21 protein-coding genes and 1 tRNA gene are annotated in these 20,864 nt (G+C 57.0%); 15 read left to right on the forward strand and 7 right to left on the reverse strand.

What is annotated here, in order from left to right:
* The first annotated feature begins 2 nt into the window (after positions 1-2).
* From HKD32_RS07290 to prfA, 5 genes are read left to right on the forward strand one after another with little or no spacing between them, the layout of a single operon-like run.
* Positions 3-1,037 (forward strand): NAD(P)H-dependent flavin oxidoreductase, encoded by a 1,035-nt coding sequence (locus HKD32_RS07290; RefSeq protein ID WP_026017415.1) that lies wholly within the window; start codon positions 3-5, stop codon positions 1,035-1,037.
* A gap of 15 nt (positions 1,038-1,052) precedes the next feature.
* Positions 1,053-2,300 carry a helix-turn-helix domain-containing protein gene (locus tag HKD32_RS07295; protein WP_061933140.1) on the forward strand — a complete coding sequence of 416 codons (1,248 nt, stop codon included), beginning with the start codon at positions 1,053-1,055 and terminating at the stop codon, positions 2,298-2,300.
* A gap of 59 nt (positions 2,301-2,359) precedes the next feature.
* On the forward strand, positions 2,360-3,523 hold the full coding sequence (ispG, locus tag HKD32_RS07300) for a flavodoxin-dependent (E)-4-hydroxy-3-methylbut-2-enyl-diphosphate synthase (protein WP_023942620.1): 1,164 nt from the start codon (positions 2,360-2,362) through the stop codon (positions 3,521-3,523).
* The gene (gene hisS, locus HKD32_RS07305; RefSeq protein ID WP_061933137.1) at positions 3,523-4,764 is read left to right on the forward strand and encodes a histidine--tRNA ligase; all 1,242 of its coding nucleotides are present in this window, start codon (positions 3,523-3,525) and stop codon (positions 4,762-4,764) included. Before ispG ends, hisS begins: the two co-directional genes overlap by 1 nt.
* A gap of 3 nt (positions 4,765-4,767) precedes the next feature.
* Positions 4,768-5,829, forward strand: coding sequence for a peptide chain release factor 1 (gene prfA, locus HKD32_RS07310; RefSeq protein WP_061933136.1), 1,062 nt, complete (start codon positions 4,768-4,770; stop codon positions 5,827-5,829).
* 3 nt (positions 5,830-5,832) lie between these two features.
* On the opposite strand, the gene HKD32_RS07315 is transcribed toward prfA, so the two are convergent.
* A complete protein-coding gene (locus HKD32_RS07315) occupies positions 5,833-6,291 on the reverse strand; it encodes a hypothetical protein (protein WP_061933134.1) in 459 nt (152 codons plus the stop codon).
* A 30-nt stretch (positions 6,292-6,321) separates the two neighbouring features.
* On the opposite strand from HKD32_RS07315, the gene prmC reads away from it, so the two are divergent.
* Entirely contained in the window at positions 6,322-7,188 is an 867-nt protein-coding gene (gene prmC / locus HKD32_RS07320; RefSeq protein ID WP_061933133.1) for a peptide chain release factor N(5)-glutamine methyltransferase, read from the forward strand.
* Positions 7,189-7,421: 233 nt separating this feature from the next.
* A complete protein-coding gene (locus tag HKD32_RS07325; RefSeq protein ID WP_010501523.1) occupies positions 7,422-7,865 on the forward strand; it encodes a DUF4167 domain-containing protein in 444 nt (147 codons plus the stop codon).
* 36 nt (positions 7,866-7,901) lie between these two features.
* Here the strand turns inward: HKD32_RS07325 and HKD32_RS07330 are convergent, their stop codons facing one another.
* Positions 7,902-8,771 carry a glycosyltransferase family 2 protein gene (locus tag HKD32_RS07330; protein WP_061933131.1) on the reverse strand — a complete coding sequence of 290 codons (870 nt, stop codon included), beginning with the start codon at positions 8,769-8,771 and terminating at the stop codon, positions 7,902-7,904.
* Positions 8,772-8,842: 71 nt separating this feature from the next.
* Positions 8,843-8,917, reverse strand: a tRNA-Met gene (locus HKD32_RS07335).
* A gap of 183 nt (positions 8,918-9,100) precedes the next feature.
* On the opposite strand from HKD32_RS07335, the gene HKD32_RS07340 reads away from it, so the two are divergent.
* Together HKD32_RS07340 and HKD32_RS07345 are read left to right on the forward strand one after the other, a co-directional pair.
* Positions 9,101-10,288, forward strand: coding sequence for a mechanosensitive ion channel family protein (locus HKD32_RS07340; protein ID WP_061933130.1), 1,188 nt, complete (start codon positions 9,101-9,103; stop codon positions 10,286-10,288).
* A gap of 111 nt (positions 10,289-10,399) precedes the next feature.
* The gene (locus HKD32_RS07345; RefSeq protein ID WP_194257783.1) at positions 10,400-11,329 is read left to right on the forward strand and encodes a GIY-YIG nuclease family protein; all 930 of its coding nucleotides are present in this window, start codon (positions 10,400-10,402) and stop codon (positions 11,327-11,329) included.
* Between the two features lie 23 nt (positions 11,330-11,352).
* On the opposite strand, the gene HKD32_RS07350 is transcribed toward HKD32_RS07345, so the two are convergent.
* Both HKD32_RS07350 and HKD32_RS07355 read right to left on the reverse strand, forming a co-directional pair.
* Positions 11,353-12,879 (reverse strand): APC family permease, encoded by a 1,527-nt coding sequence (locus HKD32_RS07350; RefSeq protein WP_061933126.1) that lies wholly within the window; start codon positions 12,877-12,879, stop codon positions 11,353-11,355.
* 39 nt (positions 12,880-12,918) lie between these two features.
* Entirely contained in the window at positions 12,919-13,761 is an 843-nt protein-coding gene (locus tag HKD32_RS07355; RefSeq protein WP_061933124.1) for an undecaprenyl-diphosphate phosphatase, read from the reverse strand.
* 128 nt (positions 13,762-13,889) lie between these two features.
* On the opposite strand from HKD32_RS07355, the gene HKD32_RS07360 reads away from it, so the two are divergent.
* Positions 13,890-14,354 carry an MlaD family protein gene (locus tag HKD32_RS07360; RefSeq protein ID WP_023942593.1) on the forward strand — a complete coding sequence of 155 codons (465 nt, stop codon included), beginning with the start codon at positions 13,890-13,892 and terminating at the stop codon, positions 14,352-14,354.
* Between the two features lie 7 nt (positions 14,355-14,361).
* Here the strand turns inward: HKD32_RS07360 and HKD32_RS07365 are convergent, their stop codons facing one another.
* Entirely contained in the window at positions 14,362-15,426 is a 1,065-nt protein-coding gene (locus HKD32_RS07365) for an ATP-grasp domain-containing protein (protein WP_194257784.1), read from the reverse strand.
* Positions 15,427-15,430: 4 nt separating this feature from the next.
* Complete coding sequence (locus tag HKD32_RS07370) at positions 15,431-15,997, reverse strand: DedA family protein (RefSeq protein WP_194257785.1); 567 nt, start codon at positions 15,995-15,997, stop codon at positions 15,431-15,433.
* Between the two features lie 236 nt (positions 15,998-16,233).
* Here HKD32_RS07370 and HKD32_RS07375 point away from each other — a divergent pair, with 236 nt between their 5' ends.
* From HKD32_RS07375 to HKD32_RS07395, 5 genes are read left to right on the forward strand one after another with little or no spacing between them, the layout of a single operon-like run.
* The gene (locus tag HKD32_RS07375) at positions 16,234-17,160 is read left to right on the forward strand and encodes a lytic murein transglycosylase (protein WP_228118858.1); all 927 of its coding nucleotides are present in this window, start codon (positions 16,234-16,236) and stop codon (positions 17,158-17,160) included.
* Positions 17,147-18,001 carry a septal ring lytic transglycosylase RlpA family protein gene (locus HKD32_RS07380; protein WP_061933116.1) on the forward strand — a complete coding sequence of 285 codons (855 nt, stop codon included), beginning with the start codon at positions 17,147-17,149 and terminating at the stop codon, positions 17,999-18,001. The genes HKD32_RS07375 and HKD32_RS07380 overlap by 14 nt, the downstream gene beginning before the upstream one ends.
* Positions 17,998-19,275, forward strand: coding sequence for a D-alanyl-D-alanine carboxypeptidase family protein (locus HKD32_RS07385; protein WP_061933114.1), 1,278 nt, complete (start codon positions 17,998-18,000; stop codon positions 19,273-19,275). Before HKD32_RS07380 ends, HKD32_RS07385 begins: the two co-directional genes overlap by 4 nt.
* Complete coding sequence (tmk, locus tag HKD32_RS07390) at positions 19,259-19,924, forward strand: dTMP kinase (protein ID WP_061933112.1); 666 nt, start codon at positions 19,259-19,261, stop codon at positions 19,922-19,924. Before HKD32_RS07385 ends, tmk begins: the two co-directional genes overlap by 17 nt.
* A complete protein-coding gene (locus HKD32_RS07395; RefSeq protein ID WP_194257786.1) occupies positions 19,921-20,844 on the forward strand; it encodes a DNA polymerase III subunit delta' in 924 nt (307 codons plus the stop codon). The genes tmk and HKD32_RS07395 overlap by 4 nt, the downstream gene beginning before the upstream one ends.
* The last annotated feature ends 20 nt before the right edge of the window (positions 20,845-20,864 follow it).

A 20,864-nucleotide genomic window follows, 5' to 3' on the forward strand; every position in this document is an offset into this window, starting at 1 on the left:
CAATGACGGACGCCCGCGAAACCCTGAACCGCCTCTGGAAGCCGGGATGTGACTTTCTGGGCAGCGAAGTCGCCATTCTTGGCGGCGCGATGTCCTGGGTGAGCGAGCGCAATCTTGTCTCAGCCATTTCCAATGCTGGCGGCTTTGGTGTGATTGCCTGCGGTGCGATGACGCCGGAGCGCCTTGAGGAAGAAATCGTTGCCACGCAGGCTCTGACGAAGCGCCCGTTTGGTGTGAACCTTATCACCATGCATCCTGAACTGGATCGGCTGGTGGACGTATGTCTTGCACATAACGTCTCCCATGTTGTTCTGGCGGGTGGTGTGCCGACCAGTGCCACGATCAAGCGTGTCCGTGATGGTGGAGCGCGCGCGATTGGTTTTGCGCCTGCGCTGGCTCTGGGTAAGCGTCTGGTGAAGCTGGGTATTGAAGCCCTCATCATTGAAGGATCGGAAGCGGGTGGCCATGTTGGTCCGGTTTCCCTGACGGTTCTGGCACAGGAAATCCTGCCGCACATCAAGGACGTTCCCGTCTTTGTGGCAGGTGGTCTGGGTCGTGGCGATGCGATCGTTTCCTATCTTGAGCAGGGCGCTTCCGGCGCACAGCTTGGAACGATCTTTGCGGCGTCCCAGGAGAGCATCGCACACGAGAACTTCAAGAAGGCGTTCCTGCGAGCCAATGCCCGTGATGCCGTGACATCCGTGCAGCTTGATGAGCAGTTCCCGGTCATTCCGGTACGTGGTCTTGCCAATGCGGGTAGCCGTGGCTTCCTGAAGCATCAGGCAGAAACGATCCGGAAGTTCCAGAATGGCGATGTGAGCAAGGAAGATGCTCAGCTTTCCATCGAGCATTTCTGGGCTGGTGCGCTGCGTCGCGCCGTGATGGATGGGGACGTCGATAACGGGTCTGTCATGGCTGGCCAGTCTGTCGGTATGGTCAAGGAGATCCGTCCGGTGTCCGAAATCATCGCTACGCTCGTGGAGCAGGCTGTGGAAGCCATTGCAAAGCGGGAAGACCGCGTTCACGCCCCCGCCTGATCAGGTTATTCAGCCATGTCCCCTCCTTCCGATATTCGCACGATGCCGCTTCGCTCAGACCAGCCGAGTGTTGGAACGATCCTGCGTACGCGTCGGGAGGAGTTGGGGTGGCAGATTGAGGATGTGGCTCAGTGGCTACGGATCCGGAGCCGTCTTCTGGTTGCGCTGGAGGCGGATGATCTGTCGTCCCTGCCGGGTGTTGCCTATGCCGTAGGTTTCCTGCGGACATATGCTCATGCCATGCAACTGGATGCTGATGGTCTGGTTGCACGCTTCCGTCAGGAATATCGCGGTGTTGTTAACCGCAAGACGGATCTTGTTTTTCCTCAACCGGAGGGAGAGCGCGGGCTACCCATTGGGCTTCTGGTTGGGGCAGGGCTTGTTGTTGTCGTTGCCGCCTATGCGGGTTGGTATCGGTTTGCCTCGCATGAAAGTCCGGCTGATCGACGGGTTCCGGCTGTTGCGGAGTTGATGCCAGGCGCTGCAACGCCCGCAACGACCTCGCCGCAGGTTGCATCGGTTATGCCAGGGCGTGCACCTGCGCCTGAGGCGCATGGTGTGTCGTCTGCTGCTCCTGTCACCATACCGTCGTCTGAAACAGCGCCAGTGGCGGGGCAGGTTGCGCCATCGTCTCAACTGGGGACCCCGGCGCCTCAGGTGCAGTCGGCGCCTGCAGCCATGGCGCCGGCAGACACTGCTGCAGGTTCCGAGGATACGGAGCAGAGCGCTTCGGACCAGTTTGAACCATCCACGAATACGCCAGCAGAAACACCTGCGCCGGCTGTGCCTGTCGGATCAGTTGTTGTGCGTCTGCTTGCTCCTGTCTGGATGCAGGTCAAGGACAAGGATGGTCATGTTCTTGTCTCGCGTGTTCTCAAAGCCGGAGAAAGCTGGCAGGGCGATGCAGCGGGTGCTCCTTTCCGAATGTCGTTTGGCAATGCCGGAGGCGTGGTTCTTTCAACGGATGGTACGACCAGTGCGCCTCTTGGGCGTCAGGGTGAGGTTCGCCGGAACGTCGAGGTTACGGCAGAAGCCATCAAGTCTGGGGCATTTGGCAATGGTGTTGCGTTGCCTGCGCAACCTACGCCTGAGCCGTTAAATCCGTCTGCTGTTCCTGAGGCGGTTGATGCATCGCAGGATAGTCCTGCATCTGTTGTGAAACCTGTACCGCATCGGGCAAAAGCGCCTGCAAAGCCTTCCGCAGAACTTTCTGCTGACGATCTGAACGCCCGGCAACTGGATCAATCGTCTCCATCGCATTAAACAGGGGCCAAGCCCCTGACCCACAGGACCCGGTTTGTCCGGGCACGAAGAGGTAAATCATGAGCAGCTACCGCCCCTATCAGCACATCGAGCGTCGCAAGTCGCGCCAGATTCATGTCGGCAAGGTTGCGGTCGGTGGTGATGCGCCGATCTCCGTGCAGACCATGACCAACACCCTGACATCCGACGCGCAGGCGACGATCGACCAGATCCGTCTGGCCGAACTGGCAGGTGTAGATATTGTCCGCGTGTCGTGCCCGGATGAAGCTAGCACGGAAGCCCTGAAGGAGATCGTGCACGAAGTGAACGTGCCGATCGTTGCGGACATTCACTTTCACTACAAGCGCGCTATCGAAGCTGCGAAGGCCGGTGCAGCCTGTCTGCGTATCAATCCGGGCAATATCGGTAGTGCCGAGCGTGTTCGTGAAGTCGTGAACGCCGCCAAGGATTACGGCTGTTCCATCCGTATCGGCGTGAATGCCGGTTCGCTGGAAAAGCACCTTCTGGAAAAGTACGGTGAGCCTAACCCGGAAGCGCTGGTCGAAAGTGCTCTGGAGCACGCCAAGATCCTGCAGGACCATGATTTCCATGAGTTCAAGATCAGCGTGAAGGCGTCTGACGTGTTCATGGCAGTTGCTGCGTATCAGCAGCTTGCAGACTGCTGTGATCATCCGTTGCATATCGGCATTACCGAAGCTGGGTCCAAGCGTGCCGGTACGGTGAAGTCTTCCATCGGTCTGGGCAATCTGCTCTGGGCAGGCGTGGGTGACACGATGCGTGTTTCGCTCTCGGCTCCTCCGGAAGAGGAAGTGCTGGTGGGCTGGGACATCCTCAAGTCCTTGGGGCTGCGTCATCGCGGTGTGAAGATCATTTCCTGCCCGTCCTGTGCGCGTCAGGGTTTCAACGTGGTCGAGACAGTTCAGACGCTTGAAGATCGCCTCCAGCATATCAAGACGCCGCTGACGCTCTCCATCATTGGATGCGTTGTGAATGGTCCGGGTGAAGCCCTCATGACCGATATCGGTGTGACCGGCGGTGGCTCTGGCCGCCACATGGTTTATTCTGCTGGTCGCCAGGATCATACGATGCCAGCCGAAGACATGATCGAGCACATTGTGGATCTGGTGGAAACCAAGGTTGCCGCTATCGAGGCGGACAAGGCTCAGACCGAAGCTGCTGCTGCCGCTGAAGCCGCCAAGCAGATGGATCCGGCGAGCCACTGATGTCAGGACTGCAACCGCCTCGCGGCACACACGACCTCATCGGCGACACCATGCGCCGCCACCACCATGTGGTGGAGACGGCGCGTTCGGTTCTTGAAGCCTATGGGTTTGAGGAATGGAGCACGCCAATCTTCGAAGACACACGGGTTTTCTCCCGTACGCTCGGTGAGACATCCGATGTCGTGTCCAAGGAGATGTATACGTTTGAGGATCGGGGCGGTGAAAGCATCACGCTACGTCCCGAGAACACGGCCTCCATCTGCCGTGCGCTCGTGACAAATGGCCTCACCCAGTCCCTGCCTCAGAAGGCGTTCTATCACGGACCGATGTTCCGTTATGAACGTCCTCAAAAGGGGCGGTATCGCCAGTTCCACCAGATCGGTGCGGAACTGCTGGGTGCTGAAGGGCCGCTTCGGGATGCTGAAGTCATCACGATGGCTTACGATATCCTCAAGGCTCTTGGTCTATCCGAGTATGTTGTTCTGGAATTGAATACGCTCGGTGATATTGCGTCCCGTCAGGCATGGCGGGAGGCTCTGGTGGCCTATTTCCGCCAGCATGCTGATGCTCTTTCGGAAGAGAGCCGGGTACGTCTTGAGGTGAATCCTCTGCGTATTCTGGATAGCAAATCCGAGCAGGATCGGGCGCTTCTGGCGGATGCTCCGGCGTTTGCAGACTATCTGAACGATGAGTCTCGTAAGTTCTGGGATGATCTGCGGTCTTACCTGACGGCCTTTGGCGTGGAATTCGTTGAGAATCCGCGGATCGTACGTGGTCTTGATTACTACAGTCACACGGCGTTCGAGTTCGTGACGACCAAGCTGGGTGCGCAGGGTACTGTTCTGGCTGGCGGGCGTTATGAAGGTCTGGTCGAGCAGATGGGTGGCCCTGCCATTCCGGCGATTGGCTGGGCTGGCGGTATCGAGCGTCTGGCGCTTCTGCTGGAAGAAACGCCTTCCGTTGCGGCTGGTATTGTGATCGTTCCCATGGGCGATGAAGCGGTTCTCAAGGGGGCGGCCATTGCACGTGCTCTTCGTGAAGCCGGTTTACGTGCGGAGATCGAGACGCGGGGCAACATGAAGAAGCGTATGGAGCGCGTCGTAAAGTCTGGTGCGTCCCATGCGGTTGTTCTTGGCGATGAAGAACTTGCGCGCGGTGTCGTACAGCTTCGGGACCTTGGTGCCCGCGAGCAGCAGGAAGTGGCCATATCCGACCTCGTACAGGCTCTGAAAGGCGCCTGAGACGTGGCATTTGATGACAGGCTGGAGCGGATTGTTGCCCGCTCGGAAGAAATTCAGGCTCTGATGTCGTCTGGCGAAATGGGGGGAGAAGAATTCACCCGTCTTTCGCGCGAATATGCGGAGCTTGAACCTGTCGTCGAGTCCATTCAGGCCTGGCAGGCTGCCGAGAGGCAGCGGGAAGGGGCCCAGGCTCTTCTTGCTGATCCTGAAATGAAGGAACTCGCTCAGGTTGAGCTTGAAGAAATAGAAGCGCAAATTCCTGAGTTGGAGCACAATCTACGGATTGCGCTTCTGCCCAAGGATGCTGCTGATGAGCGCAGCGCCATTCTGGAAATCCGTCCGGCGGCAGGTGGTGATGAAGCCGGGCTTTTTGCTGCCCAGCTTTTTGACGCCTATCGCCGGTTTTCCGAGCAGAACGGCTGGCGGTTCGAGGTCATGGAATATGCCGAGAGCGAAGTCGCGGGCCTGAAGGAAGGCATGGCGACGATTTCCGGCCGTTCCGTCTTTGCCCGTCTCAAGTATGAATCAGGCGTCCACCGTGTTCAGCGCGTTCCGGCCACAGAAAGTCAGGGCCGTATCCATACATCGACGGTGACTGTTGCTGTTCTGCCAGAAGCGGAAGAAGTGGACGTGACGATCAATGACGACGATCTGCGGATCGACGTTTATCGCGCGTCTGGTGCGGGCGGACAGCACGTTAACAAGACCGAAAGTGCTGTTCGGATTACGCATATCCCGACTGGCGTTGTCGTGGCGATGCAGGAAGAGAAGAGCCAGCACAAGAACCGTGCCAAGGCCATGAAAATTCTTCGGGCACGTCTTTATGAGCGTCAACGATCCGCAGCGCATGAGTCGCGTGCCGCAGATCGTAAGTCTCAGGTGGGAACGGGCGATCGTTCAGAGCGTATTCGGACTTACAATTTTCCGCAGGGACGTGTGACGGATCATCGGATCAACCTGACCCTCTACAAGATCGAGCGCATCATGGCAGGCGAGTTCGATGAGATTATTGATGCTCTGACACGTGAGGAGCAGACAGAGCTTCTTGCGGCCGAAGGCTTTTAAGAGTCAGGAACTCGGCGTAGCGCAGACAGCAGCGCGTCCATGTCGGTGGGTTGCAACAGAGGGGTCGTTGTAATCCACAAGGAAGAAATCCGTGAAGTTGTTACTTCCGACGGCATCCAGAGTATGGCCTTCCGGATGATGGAGCTGTCCTTCGCTGCTGACCTGATGCGTTTCCTGATGACCGTTATGCATGATGGTGATTTCGCCGCAGAGCGCGTAATCAACGTCATATCGTCCGGCGGGTAGGGGAATAGTGCGGGTTTCGCGGGATTTGGGCAGCCCCAGCCGGAAGGTCGCCACAAGGTTACCGTCAAGGTAAAGACGGGACACTTCGGATATTTCTTCTGAAGCGCGCTCATCTGTCACGGTGAAGGTACCGGGCAGTTCTGACTGGGCCTGAGCCGTATGCAAGGCGCATCCCAGAAGAAGGGCTGAGAATAAGAATGCACGTTTGGACTTCATGATGACAGGTATAGCAGGTTCTCGGGCAAGATGACTGCAAAAGATGTTCTTCTTCGACAGGCAACAGAGGTTCTGCAAAGGGCCGGGTTGGAAGATCCGCGCCGGGAAGCGCGGCTTTTATTGGAGTGGACGACGGGTCGTGATCCAGCGGGACTGTTTTCCCTGACAACTGTTTCGGAATCTGATGCGACTCGGTTTGAGGGCGCTGTTACACGGCGTGCGGCACGGGAGCCATTGGCATTTATTGTCGGGGAAACAGGGTTCTGGACGCTGGATTTCCATACAACACCCGACACGCTGATTCCTCGTGGGGATAGTGAAGCTCTGATTGAGGCGCTTCTGACTGTGCGGCCGGATCGTGCGGCGTCTCTCAGGATGCTTGATCTTGGAACTGGCACAGGCTGTCTGCTTCTTTCTGCGTTGTCGGAATATCCGCAGGCCTGGGGTGTGGGGGTGGATCTCTCCGCAGGAGCGGCAGCACTTGCTCGCAGGAATGCTAGCCGGAACGGATTGCAGGACCGAAGCTGTTTTCTGGCGGGAAACTGGGATTCCGCTTTGGCCGGAAAATTCGATGTGGTGATTTCCAACCCTCCTTATATTGAAACGGCAGATGTGCCCGATCTCATGCCGGAAGTTGCTCGCTATGAACCTTCTCGTGCGCTGGATGGTGGTCAGGACGGGTTAGATGCATATCGCCTGCTCTGTCAGGCGCTTCCGTCACTTCTGGTGCCGGGCGGTCACGCTATTCTGGAAATGGGTCTGGGCCAGATTGATGCTGTCTCAGAAATCGGTCGCGCTAACGGACTACGGGAGGTTGCGCGGCAGAACGATTTGGGTGGAATCGCACGGGCTCTTGTTCTTCAGTGGTCAGAAAACTCAGGAAAGACGTTGGCTTAGAGACTGAGAGTTGATATGAACAGGAAACTGCATTCTGTCGTAGAAGCCGCAATGGCGGTTTTTTCCTTATGCAGTTGCTCCTGTTGACCGTCTTTCAGTAGCCGGCAGCGGATGAGAGGCTGGCCAGTGTCCAGCCACAGCGAGATAGACAGACGTCTTTTCGGCAGCGGCGGACGAATCCTTCTGCACGGGCAGAAGTGGGGCACGCCATCAGGAAAGTGCATCACGGGTCGATGAATATGAAGCGTATAAGAGGCCGGCATCATCGTGCTGGCGGCGGGACACCACGCAGTAGCAATTCCCAGACCCCTCTGAACCGCAACCATGTGTTTGACAGCAATGGCCCGGACCTCAGAATTCGTGGAACTGCCCAGCAGCTCTTCGAAAAGTATCTCCAGCTTGGCCGGGATGCGACAGGAACGGGGGATCGCATCCTTGCGGAAGCCTACTTCCAGCATGCAGAGCATTATTTTCGTATTCTGAATGCCATGAACCAGGCTGCTCAGCAGAGCCAGCAGGAGCGCAATGAGCGTCAGATGCAGCGGCAGCGGGCTTATGAAGAGCGCCGTGAATCGCGTGGTGAACGTGGCGGTGATGAACACGGGCAGGATGAGGGCGATGATCAGCCTTCGATCGAGTCTTCCCGTTCGGAAGAAGCTCCGGCTGAAGCGGAGTAACAGTTCTGAAGCCGGCCCTGTGAAGGGCCGGTTTTTTTATATCCGGCCAATAAACCGTTCTGGCAGACGCCAGAGTTCTGTTCCGTTCAGGTGTAAATCCAGTCTGTAGCGATCATGTGTTCGAGACGTTGCGCTGTTCTCGACAGCGTGCCGCCAGTTATGCAGACGCTGATCGTTCTGATCGAAAGTGGCTTCCACTACGGGAAGAGCCGCCATGCCGCGGAGCATGTTTTCCCAGTCTTGATCGTTAATTCGCTGATGTTGCCCAACTTCGTTGGAGCACCAGGGCTGCGTGCGTGTCCGCTCTAGTCGGCGCAGACCAGAAGACAGATCGGCATAACGAAGATGGAAGAGAAAAAGCGGGGCGCCCATTTCGGGAGCAATTTCTGCACAGCAATGAAAACCAGGCGCCCATGTGATGGCGGCCCGGATCAGGACGGGTTTGCACATGGCGCTTGAAAATCGCACATGCTGGCGCTGGACAGAGACGAGGCGCGTATAATCCAGGGAAGCTTCGCTTTCCGGCAGATGAATGACGTCCAGGCCTGTGGCGGTTACGACTGGCCGCGTATTCGCTTGGGCAAAATGTGTCAGGGACGGAAAGATGTCTGGGTCAGGGAGAAGGAGTTCATCAACATCGACGTAGATGACGCTGTCGTACCACTCGAGCAAACTCTCGCAGAACTTCCCAATGGATCTTGTTCTGCGTTCATCATCCTGCGGAGAGCGGGGAATTCGGACCCGATTGAGCTGCCCGAGAGCGTCTGTCGATCCGTCATCTGAGCCGTGGTCGATAACGTAGCAGGACTGTTCACCAACCTGCGCGCCGTAATGTCTGCGCCAGATCAGAAGATGTTCTGGCTCATTGTAAACCATAGTGACGACGGCAAGAGGTTTCTTGATCATGTCGCCAGAATATAAAAATGCTTTCAGATCAGATACCTGAAAGTTTTTTATAATTTTTTAGGAAAGAAGGATGGTAGCGGTGGACGGATTTGAACCGCCGACCAAGGGATTATGATTCCCCTGCTCTACCGCTGAGCTACACCGCCATCCCACCGGGCTGCCCCGGCGTTGAGGCGGGTTTTTAAGGGGGATCTGATTGAGTGTCAACACGTTATCCAGAGGAAAATGCAGGATTTTGGTCACTGCATTTTTTACACTGGTCATATCTGTTATGGCTGGGCTTGCTTTCCGCTTTTCTCCAGATCTCTTGTTAAGGAGTTTTCCGCCTAGTGACGCAGCATTTCGTCAGCACGCTGTTTGCCGTTCGGTCTTATTTTACCTGGCTTCCGGCGCCTGTCGTCTCCGTTCTGATGCTCGCGGTCGTGGGTATTCTCGCTTTCTATTGCGGAAACCTCGTCACGTCTTTGACGCTGCGTATTCCCGGCTCCCGAAGTGCAGCGCTTATCCGGAAAATTGTTGCGGCTCTTCGTCGTCCAACACGGATCATGGTTGCACTTCTTGCCATGCTGGCCGCACTCCCGGCTGCCACGGGTTTTTCTTATGAGACGGAGCAGGATCTCAAGCTGTTTTTCCTGTTTCTGCTTGTCCTGACCTTTGGCTTTTCGGCCATTATCGTGTTCCGGATCATGACGGAGGCATACCTTAATCGCCTGTCGTCACGAGAACAGACTGACGACATCATGATCCGCACGCACCAGACGCAAATCCGCGTTTTAAGGCGTCTGACGGAAATTATGGTGGGTATCGTGACGGTGGCGTCCGCGCTGATGCTTTTTCCGTCCGTCAAACAATACGGTGTTTCACTTTTTGCCTCTGCCGGTGCCGCGTCCCTGATCGTTGGTCTGTCTGCGCGTGGTCTGCTGACCAATCTGATTGCGGGCGTGCAGATTGCAGTGACACAGCCAATTCGTATGGAAGATCTTGTCATCATCAACGGGGACTGGTGCTGGGTTGAGGAAATCAACGCGACCTATGTTGTCCTTCGGGTGTGGGACTGGCGCCGACACATCGTCCCGATTTCCTACTTTCTGGAAAACCAGTTCGAAAACTGGACCCATAATTCCGCGGCGATCATCGGCGTAGTGTTCCTCTGGCTGGATTATGAAGCGCCGATGGACAAGGTGCGGGAGATGTTGAACGAAATCATCCGCACATGCCCGCTTTGGAATGGTAAGGTTTTTGATGTGCAGGTGGCAGATTGCAATGCTCAGGTCATGTCTATCCGTATCATTGCCAGTGCCCGGAATGCGTTACAAAGCTGGGATCTGCGCTGTGACATCCGGGAGAAAATCATTGCCCGTATTCGGGAAGAATGTCCTGAGGCATTGCCTCGTGCGCGTTTTGCGATGATGCCCCCGAGGCCGGGAGAGGAAGCATGGCCCAGCGAATTGCTATCTCCCAAGATCGATCGCCCTCCGCCAGGCAGTTATATGGGGCCGGGTACGCCCGGCGCGTAAAGGTAAAAGCCACTGGGACCCAGTGGCTTTTTTTGCCCCGCTTGTTGCGTGCAGTCTCTGTATCTGAAATTGTGACAAAACATTTATTTTAAGTAGGAAATTGAAAAGTTCATGTTGGATCATCCGCAGACAATTCAGATTTTTTTACCTTCCGGCGATCCGCAAGGTATTCGAATGGCAGCTATCACGACGAGGATCGTGCAGGTTGTGGAAGTGCCACGTCTTCGTTTGGACGCGTTTCTCCTGATGCCAGAATCGGACTTTGTCGGTGTTTATTTTCTTTTTGGTGAGAACGAAGAAAGCGGGGCTGCGAAAGCTTATATTGGGCAGACCGGAAATCTTGGGATGCGGTTAAGGCAGCACAATGAGAAAAAAGATTTCTGGAATAGGGCTGTCGTCGTCCTGTCACGGACACAGAATCTGACTGTTACTCACGGTCATTATCTGGAATGGCTGGCCATTAGTCGTGCCACGGAAGCGCAGCGTTTCGAACTTGAGAATGGTACGGCTGGCAGTAAGCCTCATACTCCGCCGGCAATGGAGGCGGAATGTCAGGAGGTTTTCAAGACACTGGATATTCTTCTGACGACGCTAGGTTATCCACTCTTTGATCCGTTGGTGAGGCGCCGCATGGCGGTTCCGTCTTTGCCGTCAGATGTGCCTGGGGAGCAGGTTCAGGCTAACCAGGACGGTCAGGAATTATTGTGTGTGTCTTCAGGTGTTGAAGCACATGCCCGTTATACGGAAGAGGGTTTAGTGGTTCTTGCTGGCTCTTATGGACGGGCGGACGTGTCCGAAGCATTTCTGAAGAGCAGTTCTTTTCAGAAACGTCAGGTTCTGATTGATCAGGGTGTGCTGAAACTTGAAGGCCCACGTGTTGTTTTTGCACGGGACACTCTTTTCAAGTCTCCCAGTACGCCCGCCAATTATCTTCTGGGTCGGTCATCCAACGGGTGGTTGGAATGGAAAGATGAAGCAGGCCAGTCTTTCGGGGCACTCATGCAGCGTTATGGTGACACGGATAAAGAAGTCAGTCTGTAACGTCTTTATCCGTCAGGCAGGATTTATGGCGCCATCGTAGAGTTGTGGCGTCCGTAGAGAACATACGTCATGACACCCAGCACTACATAACCTGTCAGAAGGAGCAGAGGGACAGGGTTACCGCTGGCCACTGCATGAATCATGTCTGTGACGAGGGGGATGGTCATAAGTAGACAGAAAATGATGCCTAGCAGGGGCGTTACACCAACCCAGAAACCACGAATACGGAACCCGCCCAAGGGAACGCTGAAGGGTCTTTGAATGTCTGGCCGCGTGTTTCGCTGCCAGATGACTGTGAAGCAGACGATGCCGAAAGCGGCAGCTGTTCCGATGGAGACCAGATCGCTAATGATGTCGATGGGCAGGGTAGCGGTCATGAATGCCACGACCAGACCGAGAACGATGGTGCCAAGCCATGGGGTGCGAAACCGTGTGTGGACCTTGCCAAACAGGGCAGGGATGAGGCCATCACGGCTCATGGTCAACAAGACGCGGGACTGGGCATACATAAGCCCCATCAGAACCGAGCAGAGACCGATTGTTGCGCCGACATTGATGAAGATGGCCAGCCACGGCGTGTTCATGGCTTTCACGGCAATAGCCAGCGGGTCCGGTACGTCCAGTTCGCGATAAGGGACGATGCCAAGCAATACTGCGGCAACGATCATATACACGACGGTGCAGATCAGCAGGCTTCCAATAATCCCGACCGGGACGTCTCGGGTCGGGTTTTTGGCCTCGGCTGATGCTGTGGAGACGGCCTCAAAGCCGACATAGGCGAAAAAGATGACTGAGGCGGCCCGGAAAATACCTTTGACGCCGTAGTGGAAGCCGCCCTGATTGGCTGGGATGAAAGGATGCCAGTTTGCAGGATGAATGGCATGAATGCCAAACGCCACGAACAAAGCAAGAACGCCCACTTTCAGAAAGACGATGATCGTGTTGACCCGGGCGGATTCCTCAATGCCTCGAACGAGCAGACCCGTGACCAGGAAAACGGCAGTTAACCCGATTAGATCCAGCCTCCATCCTCCGCTGATGGAGGAGCCTTCCGATCCTGGAACCGGTTGAAGAGTGGCTTGGATAAGGGACTGAGGTAGGTGAATACCAAAGACGGCCAGCAGGGACGACGCGTAACCGGACAGACCAGCGGCCACGGCAGCGCAGGAAATTCCATATTCCAGAAGCAGGAGCCATCCTACGATCCACGCCACTTTTTCGCCCATTGAAATATAGGCGTAGGAGTAGGCCGAGCCGGAGACAGGCAACGTGGAGGACAGTTCTCCATAAGAGAAAGCCGTAAAGAGGCATGCCAAGGCTGCAACAACGAACGAAATGAGAACGGATGGGCCGGCATATTCAGCAGCAGCAGTCCCCGTCATGACGTAAATGCCAGCGCCGATTGTCGATCCTACGCCCAGAAGGATGAGTTGTGTGGCCGTGAGGCTGCGCTTCAGCCCATGCGATTCATTCTCGGACATGATCTGTTCGAGACTCTTTCGACGGGCGGTTGTGGCGGCGGATGCGCTGGATTGTATCGGAAGTGGCATGATCCCTAATCTGCCGGGAAAAGCGGCGTCTGGAAAGGTTTATAGAACGATGAGAACGCCTGCCAGAAGACCGGCAATAATGCAGTAAATGCCGAAAGGCTTGAGAGCCCATTCGTCATGATTGCGGAAGAAGCGCAACATCAGGAGAGAACAGATCAGCGCGGTGATACCGGCTGCGAAGGCACCTACGACGCATTGGAACATGACGTCATGAGAGATCGTCATGTGCCGCATCTGCCACCCTTCCTTGACCGTCGCGGCCAGAACGACTGGCTGGGCCATAAGAAGGGAGAAGCGGGCAGCTGTGCCATGATCCAGCCCGCGCAGAAGGCCGCCATTCATCGTGGCGCCTGAGCGTGACAGGCCTGGGAACAGGGCAAGGCACTGCCAGAACCCGATCACCAGGGCATCCTTGGGAGACAGGGAAGAGATCGGGCGGTGATCTGCCTGTCCACGCTGTCTGCGGAGCCATTCGGTAACCAGAAGCAGAAGGCCATTCAGGACCAGAAACCCTGCGACGGCCAGAGGGGCTCCGAATATGCCCCGGAGGCGATGTTCGAAAAGGCCGCCGAAGATGACAGCCGGAATTGTCGCAATAACGAGAAGACCAAAGATCCGAATCGACTCAAGCTGGTTGTATCGACCGTGCAGACCAAGCATCCCGCGAAGAATGGCCATCCAGTCGCGCCAGAAAACACCCGCCAGGGCCACGAGGGTTCCGACATGGAGCATCGTCAGGAACGGTAGGAACATGTCTGAATGTTCGTCCACGTTCCAATGGAGGATACCGGGGAGCAGAACGGCGTGACCGAGGCTGCTGACAGGGAAGGGCTCGGTGATACCCTGAACGATGGCGAGGATGATGGCCTGGAAAAGCGTCATGGAGCCTGCACGGATGGGCGTAAAAGGAAGTCACTTGCCTGATGGGGCGAAGGGACGCAACCTTGACCGGGCTCTGGGGGCAGATTAACTCGCCCTTCTATTCGGTTTTCTGAAAGTTGAGGCGCGGCATGAAGTCAGGATACAGCGGGCGCGGCGGTGCCATTCTGGCAAGTGGCCTTGTTCTTGTCGTTGCCGGGGCATTTCTTGTTTACGGTAAAGAGTTGCGCAAGGACCCGGTTCAGAACAGCATTGTCATGCATGCCCAGTTCAATTCGGCCAACGGTCTGAAGCCGGGTGCGGATGTTGATCTGGCGGGAGTGACCGTTGGGCGTGTTCAGTCCATCCGCCTGGATCCGCAGAGCCAGATGGCTGACGTGGCATTCTCGGTTGATGAACGTCTTCACCTGCCTGTTGATACGGCTGTTGGGATCGGTGCGCCCAGCATGACGTCTGATAACGCTCTTCAGATCGAGCCAGGCAAAGACCCGAAGACGCTGACTGCTGGCGGGGTTATCAAGGACACCCGCGATCAGTTGTCTCTGGAACAGCAGGTCAGCAATTATATCTTCGGTGGTGGTAACCTTGGGAACTGATGTTCCCTTAGTCGTTCATCGGATAGGACGCGAGCAGGCGACGCTGCTTGCGCCAGGAATGTAGCATTCCGAACGCGCCAGAGGTCTTCCATCCGCGGGCCTTGTTGGCTGCACCGATCAGGAATGTCTGGCGATAGTGGGAAAACTGGGCGCGATAGGCTTCCCACAGAGTTGTGCGTCGATCCCAGATATGAATAGCTTCAGAGCCGACGCCATTGATCTCGATGATCCGCAGGTCTTCCCCACGCTGAAGAGCTTCGATTGAAGGCACCTTCACATCGACCCGACCAAAATAGAAATCTGGAACGTCTTTCATGATGGCATCCAGCCGGGCCGTTAGTTCCGGTGTTGTGTCTGCGCGGCCATCCCGGAACACGGACCCTTTGCAATGGTTGCCCGCAAAAACCAATGGCAGTTGCTCACCCTCGGCTAGCACTGTTTTCTCCCGGCCTGCAAGGCGCGGCAGATAAAGCTGGGGAACCTGACCCATGCGGGGGTCACGCATGACGAGTTCTTCGATGGTGGAGTGACCGTTACCCGTCAGAACAGGAGCTTCCTTGTAGGTCACTGAGGTAATGCGCCCTTGCGGCTGATCCGGATGGCGGATGTAGAACAGGCCCGCTTCCACAGGGCAATCAATAAGTTCCTGGACCATCAGCGCCACGTTTTCCGGAAACTGCGGAAGAACATCTTCCATCTGTTCGCGGTTACGCACGAGCTTCACGCCTGTTCCATTGCAGCCAATGTCAGGCTTTACCACGACGGGAAATGACAGACCTGACTGCTCCATTGCTGTCAGAGCGCGTTCCATTGATCCAGGACCGCTTTGAAAAAGCGCGTAGGGCGCAATGGCGTCCTTTGCGACGGGACCAGCCATATCGAGGATCGATGATTTGCTCTCACCGCAGAGACCGCCTGTTTCAATGCGTGGATTGGCAGCCGTAGGGATACTGAGATCCCGGTATTTCAGGCCCATGGCAATCCAGTAGAGGACGATAGGCGTGTAGAAGATGGAACCCGGCCAGAACTCAAAAAGAGAAAGGGGATTTTGCTCGGTCTCTGTCTTGGACATTCAATTACTGGCTCACGGTCTGGATACGGGCGATCAGACGCCCGACAACGACAATACATAGAACAAATCCCGCCAGTCCGGCCCAGCGCCAGCCTCCCTGGTGTGCCAGAAGCCAGCCGCCGATCCGCATGGCCAGCAGGAACAACAGTGTTGTCCACACAAGCGTAGCGAGAACGGCCGTCAGGGCAAAGCGCAGGAAAGGCGCGCGGAAGAAGCCACAGGCGGTGTAGAGCGGGAGGCGTGCGCCGGGCACGAAGCGTGAGATGGCCACGATGCGGACGACGTTCTTCGAGAACCAGTCCTGCGTGCGTTCCTGTTTGGGGAGGGTCAGAAAGCGACGTAGGGAAGGCCAGCGTGCTCCGGCAGTTCCAAGGCCGTAGAGCCCCAGATCTCCGACGGCGACCCCGAACCAGAGCGCTCCAAGGGCCAGTGCTATGCTGACATGTCCGGCACGGGCTGCAACGCCTGACAGGACGGTGGCTACATCCTCGAGGATGAATGTCCCCACAATGATGCTGACGGCTTTCAGCCAGGCAGGCTGCGACGCCAGAGCGGGGCCAATGGCTATCATGCCGGGGGATGTTCCATGATCATGGAACGTTGATGTCGCATGTTGGCGTGCTGGCGACAATCTCACGGTTGCGGTTTCACCCTTCTGAATGTGGAAAGAAGGATGGGAGGCTGGCGGGGAGCATCACAGGTTGCTAGCGTGCGCTGCAAATGAACCACCCTGTGGGGGCTGATAGTCCAGTGCTTAAAAGACGTAACCTTCTTGCCGCCTTTTCCTCTGTCGCCGGAGCCGCGGCGATGGGAATACGTTCCGCTGAAGCACAGGATTACGGCGCGTTTCTTGAAGGGGTGAGGACGCAGGCGCTGGCTCAGGGGCTGTCTTCCGCTGTCGTAACGCGCGCGCTGTCGCTGACGAGGGAGCCGAACCCCAAGGTTCTGAAGCTTGATCGTCATCAGCCTGAGTTTACCCTGACCTGGGCGCAGTATCGTGATCGTGTTCTGCCAGAGTCGCGCTTTCAGAAAGGGCGCACTGTTTACGCTGGTGTGGGAAACATCATGGCTCCGATCAGTGCGCGGTTCGGATGTGATGATCGTGCGGTTATGGGGATCTGGGCGCTCGAATCGGGTTTTGGCGCACACACCGGCACGTTCTCGGTTGTTGATGCGTTAGCGACACTGGCCTTTGATGGTCGCCGCTCCACGTTTTTCCGGGGAGAGCTGATGAAGGCGCTCCAGATTTTGAACGACGGGGATATCTCCCCTGAAGCTATGATGGGCAGCTATGCCGGAGCCATGGGGCAGGCCCAGTTTATGCCAAGTGCCTATCTGCGCTATGCGGCAGATGGAGACGGAGACGGAAAGCGCAATATCTGGACGTCCCAGCCAGATGTGTTTGCCTCCATTTCCAACTATATGGGCAAATGTGGTTGGCAGCCCTATGAGCCCTGGGGGCAGGAAGTCACGCTGGCAAATGTGCTGGACAAGAGCCAGATCGGACGGACCAATACGAAGTCTCTGGCGGAATGGATGTCTCTCGGTGTTCGCCGGGCAGATGGTGCCCGCTTCTCGCGGAGTGACGTCAAAGGGGCGATTGTTCAGCCGGATGGTCCGGGCACGCAGGCCTTCATGGTTTACCATAATTTCAACGTGATCCGTCGTTACAATCCGTCTGATTATTACGCGCTAGGCGTAGGTCTTCTGGGAACCGGCATTGTTACTCCGTAATTGCGCGCCACTTCTGGCGTTTCTGCCTCTTTTTGGCGCCTGTCATCAGGATGACGCGCCTGTGCCTGTCGCGCACCCTCATTACGAGTTGGGAAACGCGTGGCAGGGTCCGCAGGGGTGGTTTTATCCCTATGAGCAGTTTGATTACCGCGCGACCGGTCTTGCCACACGCGAAACGCCTCTGAAAGGGCACCTCGCGTCGGACGGAGAGGTCTGGTCCGCGGATGGCATGACGGGATCCCATCAGACTTTGCAGCTTCCTGCTGTTGTGACGGTTCGCAATCTGATCAACGGACGGGTTGTGCGTATCCGGCTGACACGTCGTGGTCCGGAAAGCGCTGGGCGAATTATTGCGCTCTCTCCGAAAGCTGCGGATCTTCTTGGGATGACCGCCGATACACCTGTAGAGGTGACGGAAGAAGAAGCCGCCAGCCGGGCTCTGGTTGAAGGACTGACTGGCGCGCCTCATCTGGATGTTCAATCCGCCCCGGTTGGAGAGGTTCGTGCAGAGTCTCTCGATGGTGGTACGGCGAAGACCTATGGAAGCGACTCGTCGGAGGGGCATCAGGCTGCATCAACGGTTGCCGCGATGCCTGTCACGTGGTCGCAGAGTAATCCGGGACCTACGGGGCTTTATGTCCTGTTAGGCAAGTTTTCCGGTCGCGGGGCTGCTGCCAGTATTGCGGCGCGGTGCTCCGGCGAAGTTCAGCGCGTCCCTGATGGGGGAGGTCTGGACTGGCGTGTAAGGTCCGGACCCTATACCGATACCGCCCAGGCCGATGCGGCACTGGACCGGACCCATGCGTGCGGGGTAGAGGGCGCGCGGATCATTGTGGAATGACGGCCGTGATTAAGGCTGAAAGACTGGGGACGAACGTGCGGACTAGACGCTCTCTTTTCGGTGGTGTGGCAGGTTTTGCTGCCTGTGCTTCTTTTGGGGGGCCGCTGAGTGCACTGGCACGCCCGCATCATCATGCTGGCCACGCGAAGGCCGCAGCAGCTGCGGCCTCTGCTGCTCCCGCAACACCAGTTGGAACACCTGCGAATACGCCGATCGGCCCGTTCGATACCGTGGCGCGCTGGGCCTATATCGTGGACTTCGACACGGGTGCAGTCCTGCTGGACAAGTCTGCTGACGAACGTATGGCACCGTCGTCCCTGACGAAGATGATGACGGCCTATATCGTGTTCGGGATGCTGGCGACCGGACGACTTCGTCTGGAGCAGACGCTTCCTGTCAGCGAGAAAGCCTGGCGGACGCAGGGCTCCAAGATGTTCGTGCCGCTTGGTGAGAGCGTTGCGGTGCAGGATCTCATCCAGGGCATGGTGATCCAGTCCGGCAATGATGCCTGCGTTGTGCTGGCTGAAGGTATTGCGGGGTCTGAAGAACGTTTCGTCGCGATGATGAACGAGGAAGCGCCCAAGATCGGGCTGAACAACTCGCACTTCATGAATGTGACGGGTCTGCCAGCTGAGGGGCATTACATGTCCGCTCATGACGTAGCGACCGTTGCCATGCATCTGATCCGCGACTTTCCGCAGTACTATCATTTCTTCGGTGAAACCGAGTTCCTGTTCAACAAGATCAAGCAGGGCAACCGGAACGTCCTTGTGGACAAGGGCCTCGCTGACGGTCTGAAGACAGGTCATACCGATGCAGGTGGGTTCGGTCTTTGCGCCAGCTCCAACCGCAATGGCAATCGCGTCATTGTTGTGATTAACGGCACGGCGTCCAGCAATGAGCGCGCTCATGAAGGCGAGCGTCTGATGGCGTGGGCTTTCGCAAATTTTGAAAATGCGACTCTGTTCCGTAAGGGGCAGGTTGTCGATCATGCACCTGTCTGGATGGGGGAGCGCAAGGCTGTTCCGCTCGTGGCTGGCGCTGACATCGTGATGACGATGCCGGTGGGCTGGCAGCAGCGCTCTCACATTGCAGTGGATTATGCGTCACCCGTGATTGCGCCGGTTGTTGCTGGGCAGTCCTGTGGGGCGATCGTGATCTCAGCGCCGGGCATGGCGGATATTCGTGTGGCGCTTCAGGCTGGCGCGTCCGTTGCGAAACTCGGACTGGTTGGACGTGCAATGGCGCGCCTTGGTCATGGCCCTGCAAATTAAAAACGGCCTTTTCATCACGCTGGAAGGTGGCGAAGGCGCGGGGAAATCCACGCAGGCGCGCCTTCTGGCGGATGCGCTTCGAGATCGAGGTTACGAGACGATCCTGACCCGTGAGCCGGGCGGGACACCGGGCGCGGAAGCCATCCGTCATCTGCTTCTGTTCGGGGAAGAAGAATTTTCCTGGCGTGCGGAAGTGCTGGCGCATATGGCGGCGCGGTGTGACCATCTGGATAATCTGATTGTGCCTGCTCTTGCGCGTGGTGCGATTGTTGTCTGCGATCGCTTTCATGACTCGACGCTGGCCTATCAGGGCTACGGCGTTGGGAATGCGTCACCGGAACGTCTGGAGTTCATCATGGGCGCCCGGCGTCTCGTGGCGCGCGAGCCGGATCTGACACTGCTGCTGGAACTCCCTCGGGAACAGGCGCTTGAGCGTCTGGAAAGCCGGGGTGGTCGGACGGATCGTTATGAAGGTCAGGCTGAGGCTTTTCATCAGCGTGTGTTGACGGGGTTCGATACGATTGCTCGTGCAGAGCCAGAACGTGTGAAGCGTATCAATGCTGGTCGCACGCCAGAGGCTGTCAGCCGTGCATTGCTTGAAGCCGTACTACAACGTCTGGATCAGACGGCGAGTGTTTCTGGCGCGTGACAGATCCTCGGCACACGTTTGAACCTCGGGGCCATGAAGAGGCTGAAAATGTTTTTCGGACTGCTTTGGCCTCGGGGCGTCTTCATCATGCCTGGCTGATTTCCGGCCCTGCAGGGATCGGGAAAGCGACGCTGGCGTTTCGTCTGGCGCGTCTTCTTCTGAACGGGGAAGATCCCGACTCACCTGCTGGTCGGCGTATTACAGCCGCTACACATGGTGATCTTCTGGAAATTTCCCGTGCGGTTGATGAGAAAAAAGGGCGTCTGCGCGGAGAAATTACGGCTGCGGATGTCCGGCCGGTCCAGTCTTTTCTGCATCACACGGCGACCGAAGGCGGCTGGCGTGTGGTTATTGTGGACGGGGCGGAGTTTCTAAACCGTTTTGCGGCCAACGCGCTTCTGAAAATCCTTGAAGAGCCACCGTCGCGGGCCATCCTGCTGCTGACCACAGCGTCTCCCGGTAAGCTTCTTCCGACGATCCGCAGCCGCTGTCGGGCATTGGCGCTGTCTCCCGTTTCAGATCGGGACATGAGAGCTATTTTGCCAGATGTACCCGAGGATGTGCTGGTAAGGGCACATGGTTCACCGGGACGGGCACTGTTTCTGGCGCAGGACCGGGATGGAGCCATTGCGGGTTTTGTGGCGGAAATTCTGGCCGGGAAGGCTCTGACTGCAGAGATGCTCCCTCTCATTGACCGGATCGCCCGGGAGACGGAAGGTTTCGCATTGCTCTGCGATTTGCTAGGCGAGGGGTTAGCAGAACGCGCACGCTCGGCTGCACGACGTGGCGATCTGCTTCTTGCTGATTCTTCTGCCCGTCAGTGTTCAGAACTTGATACACTGAAGCGGCAGACAGACGGTTTTAATCTGGACAAGGCTCAGGCCATCCGTCAGGCAGTGGAACGCGCTGCCGGGATGTGAATGGCTCAGGCATGACAAGA

It is taken from the genome of Gluconobacter japonicus, from assembly GCF_015244665.1.
GTDB classification, from domain to species: Bacteria; Pseudomonadota; Alphaproteobacteria; order Acetobacterales; family Acetobacteraceae; genus Gluconobacter; species Gluconobacter japonicus.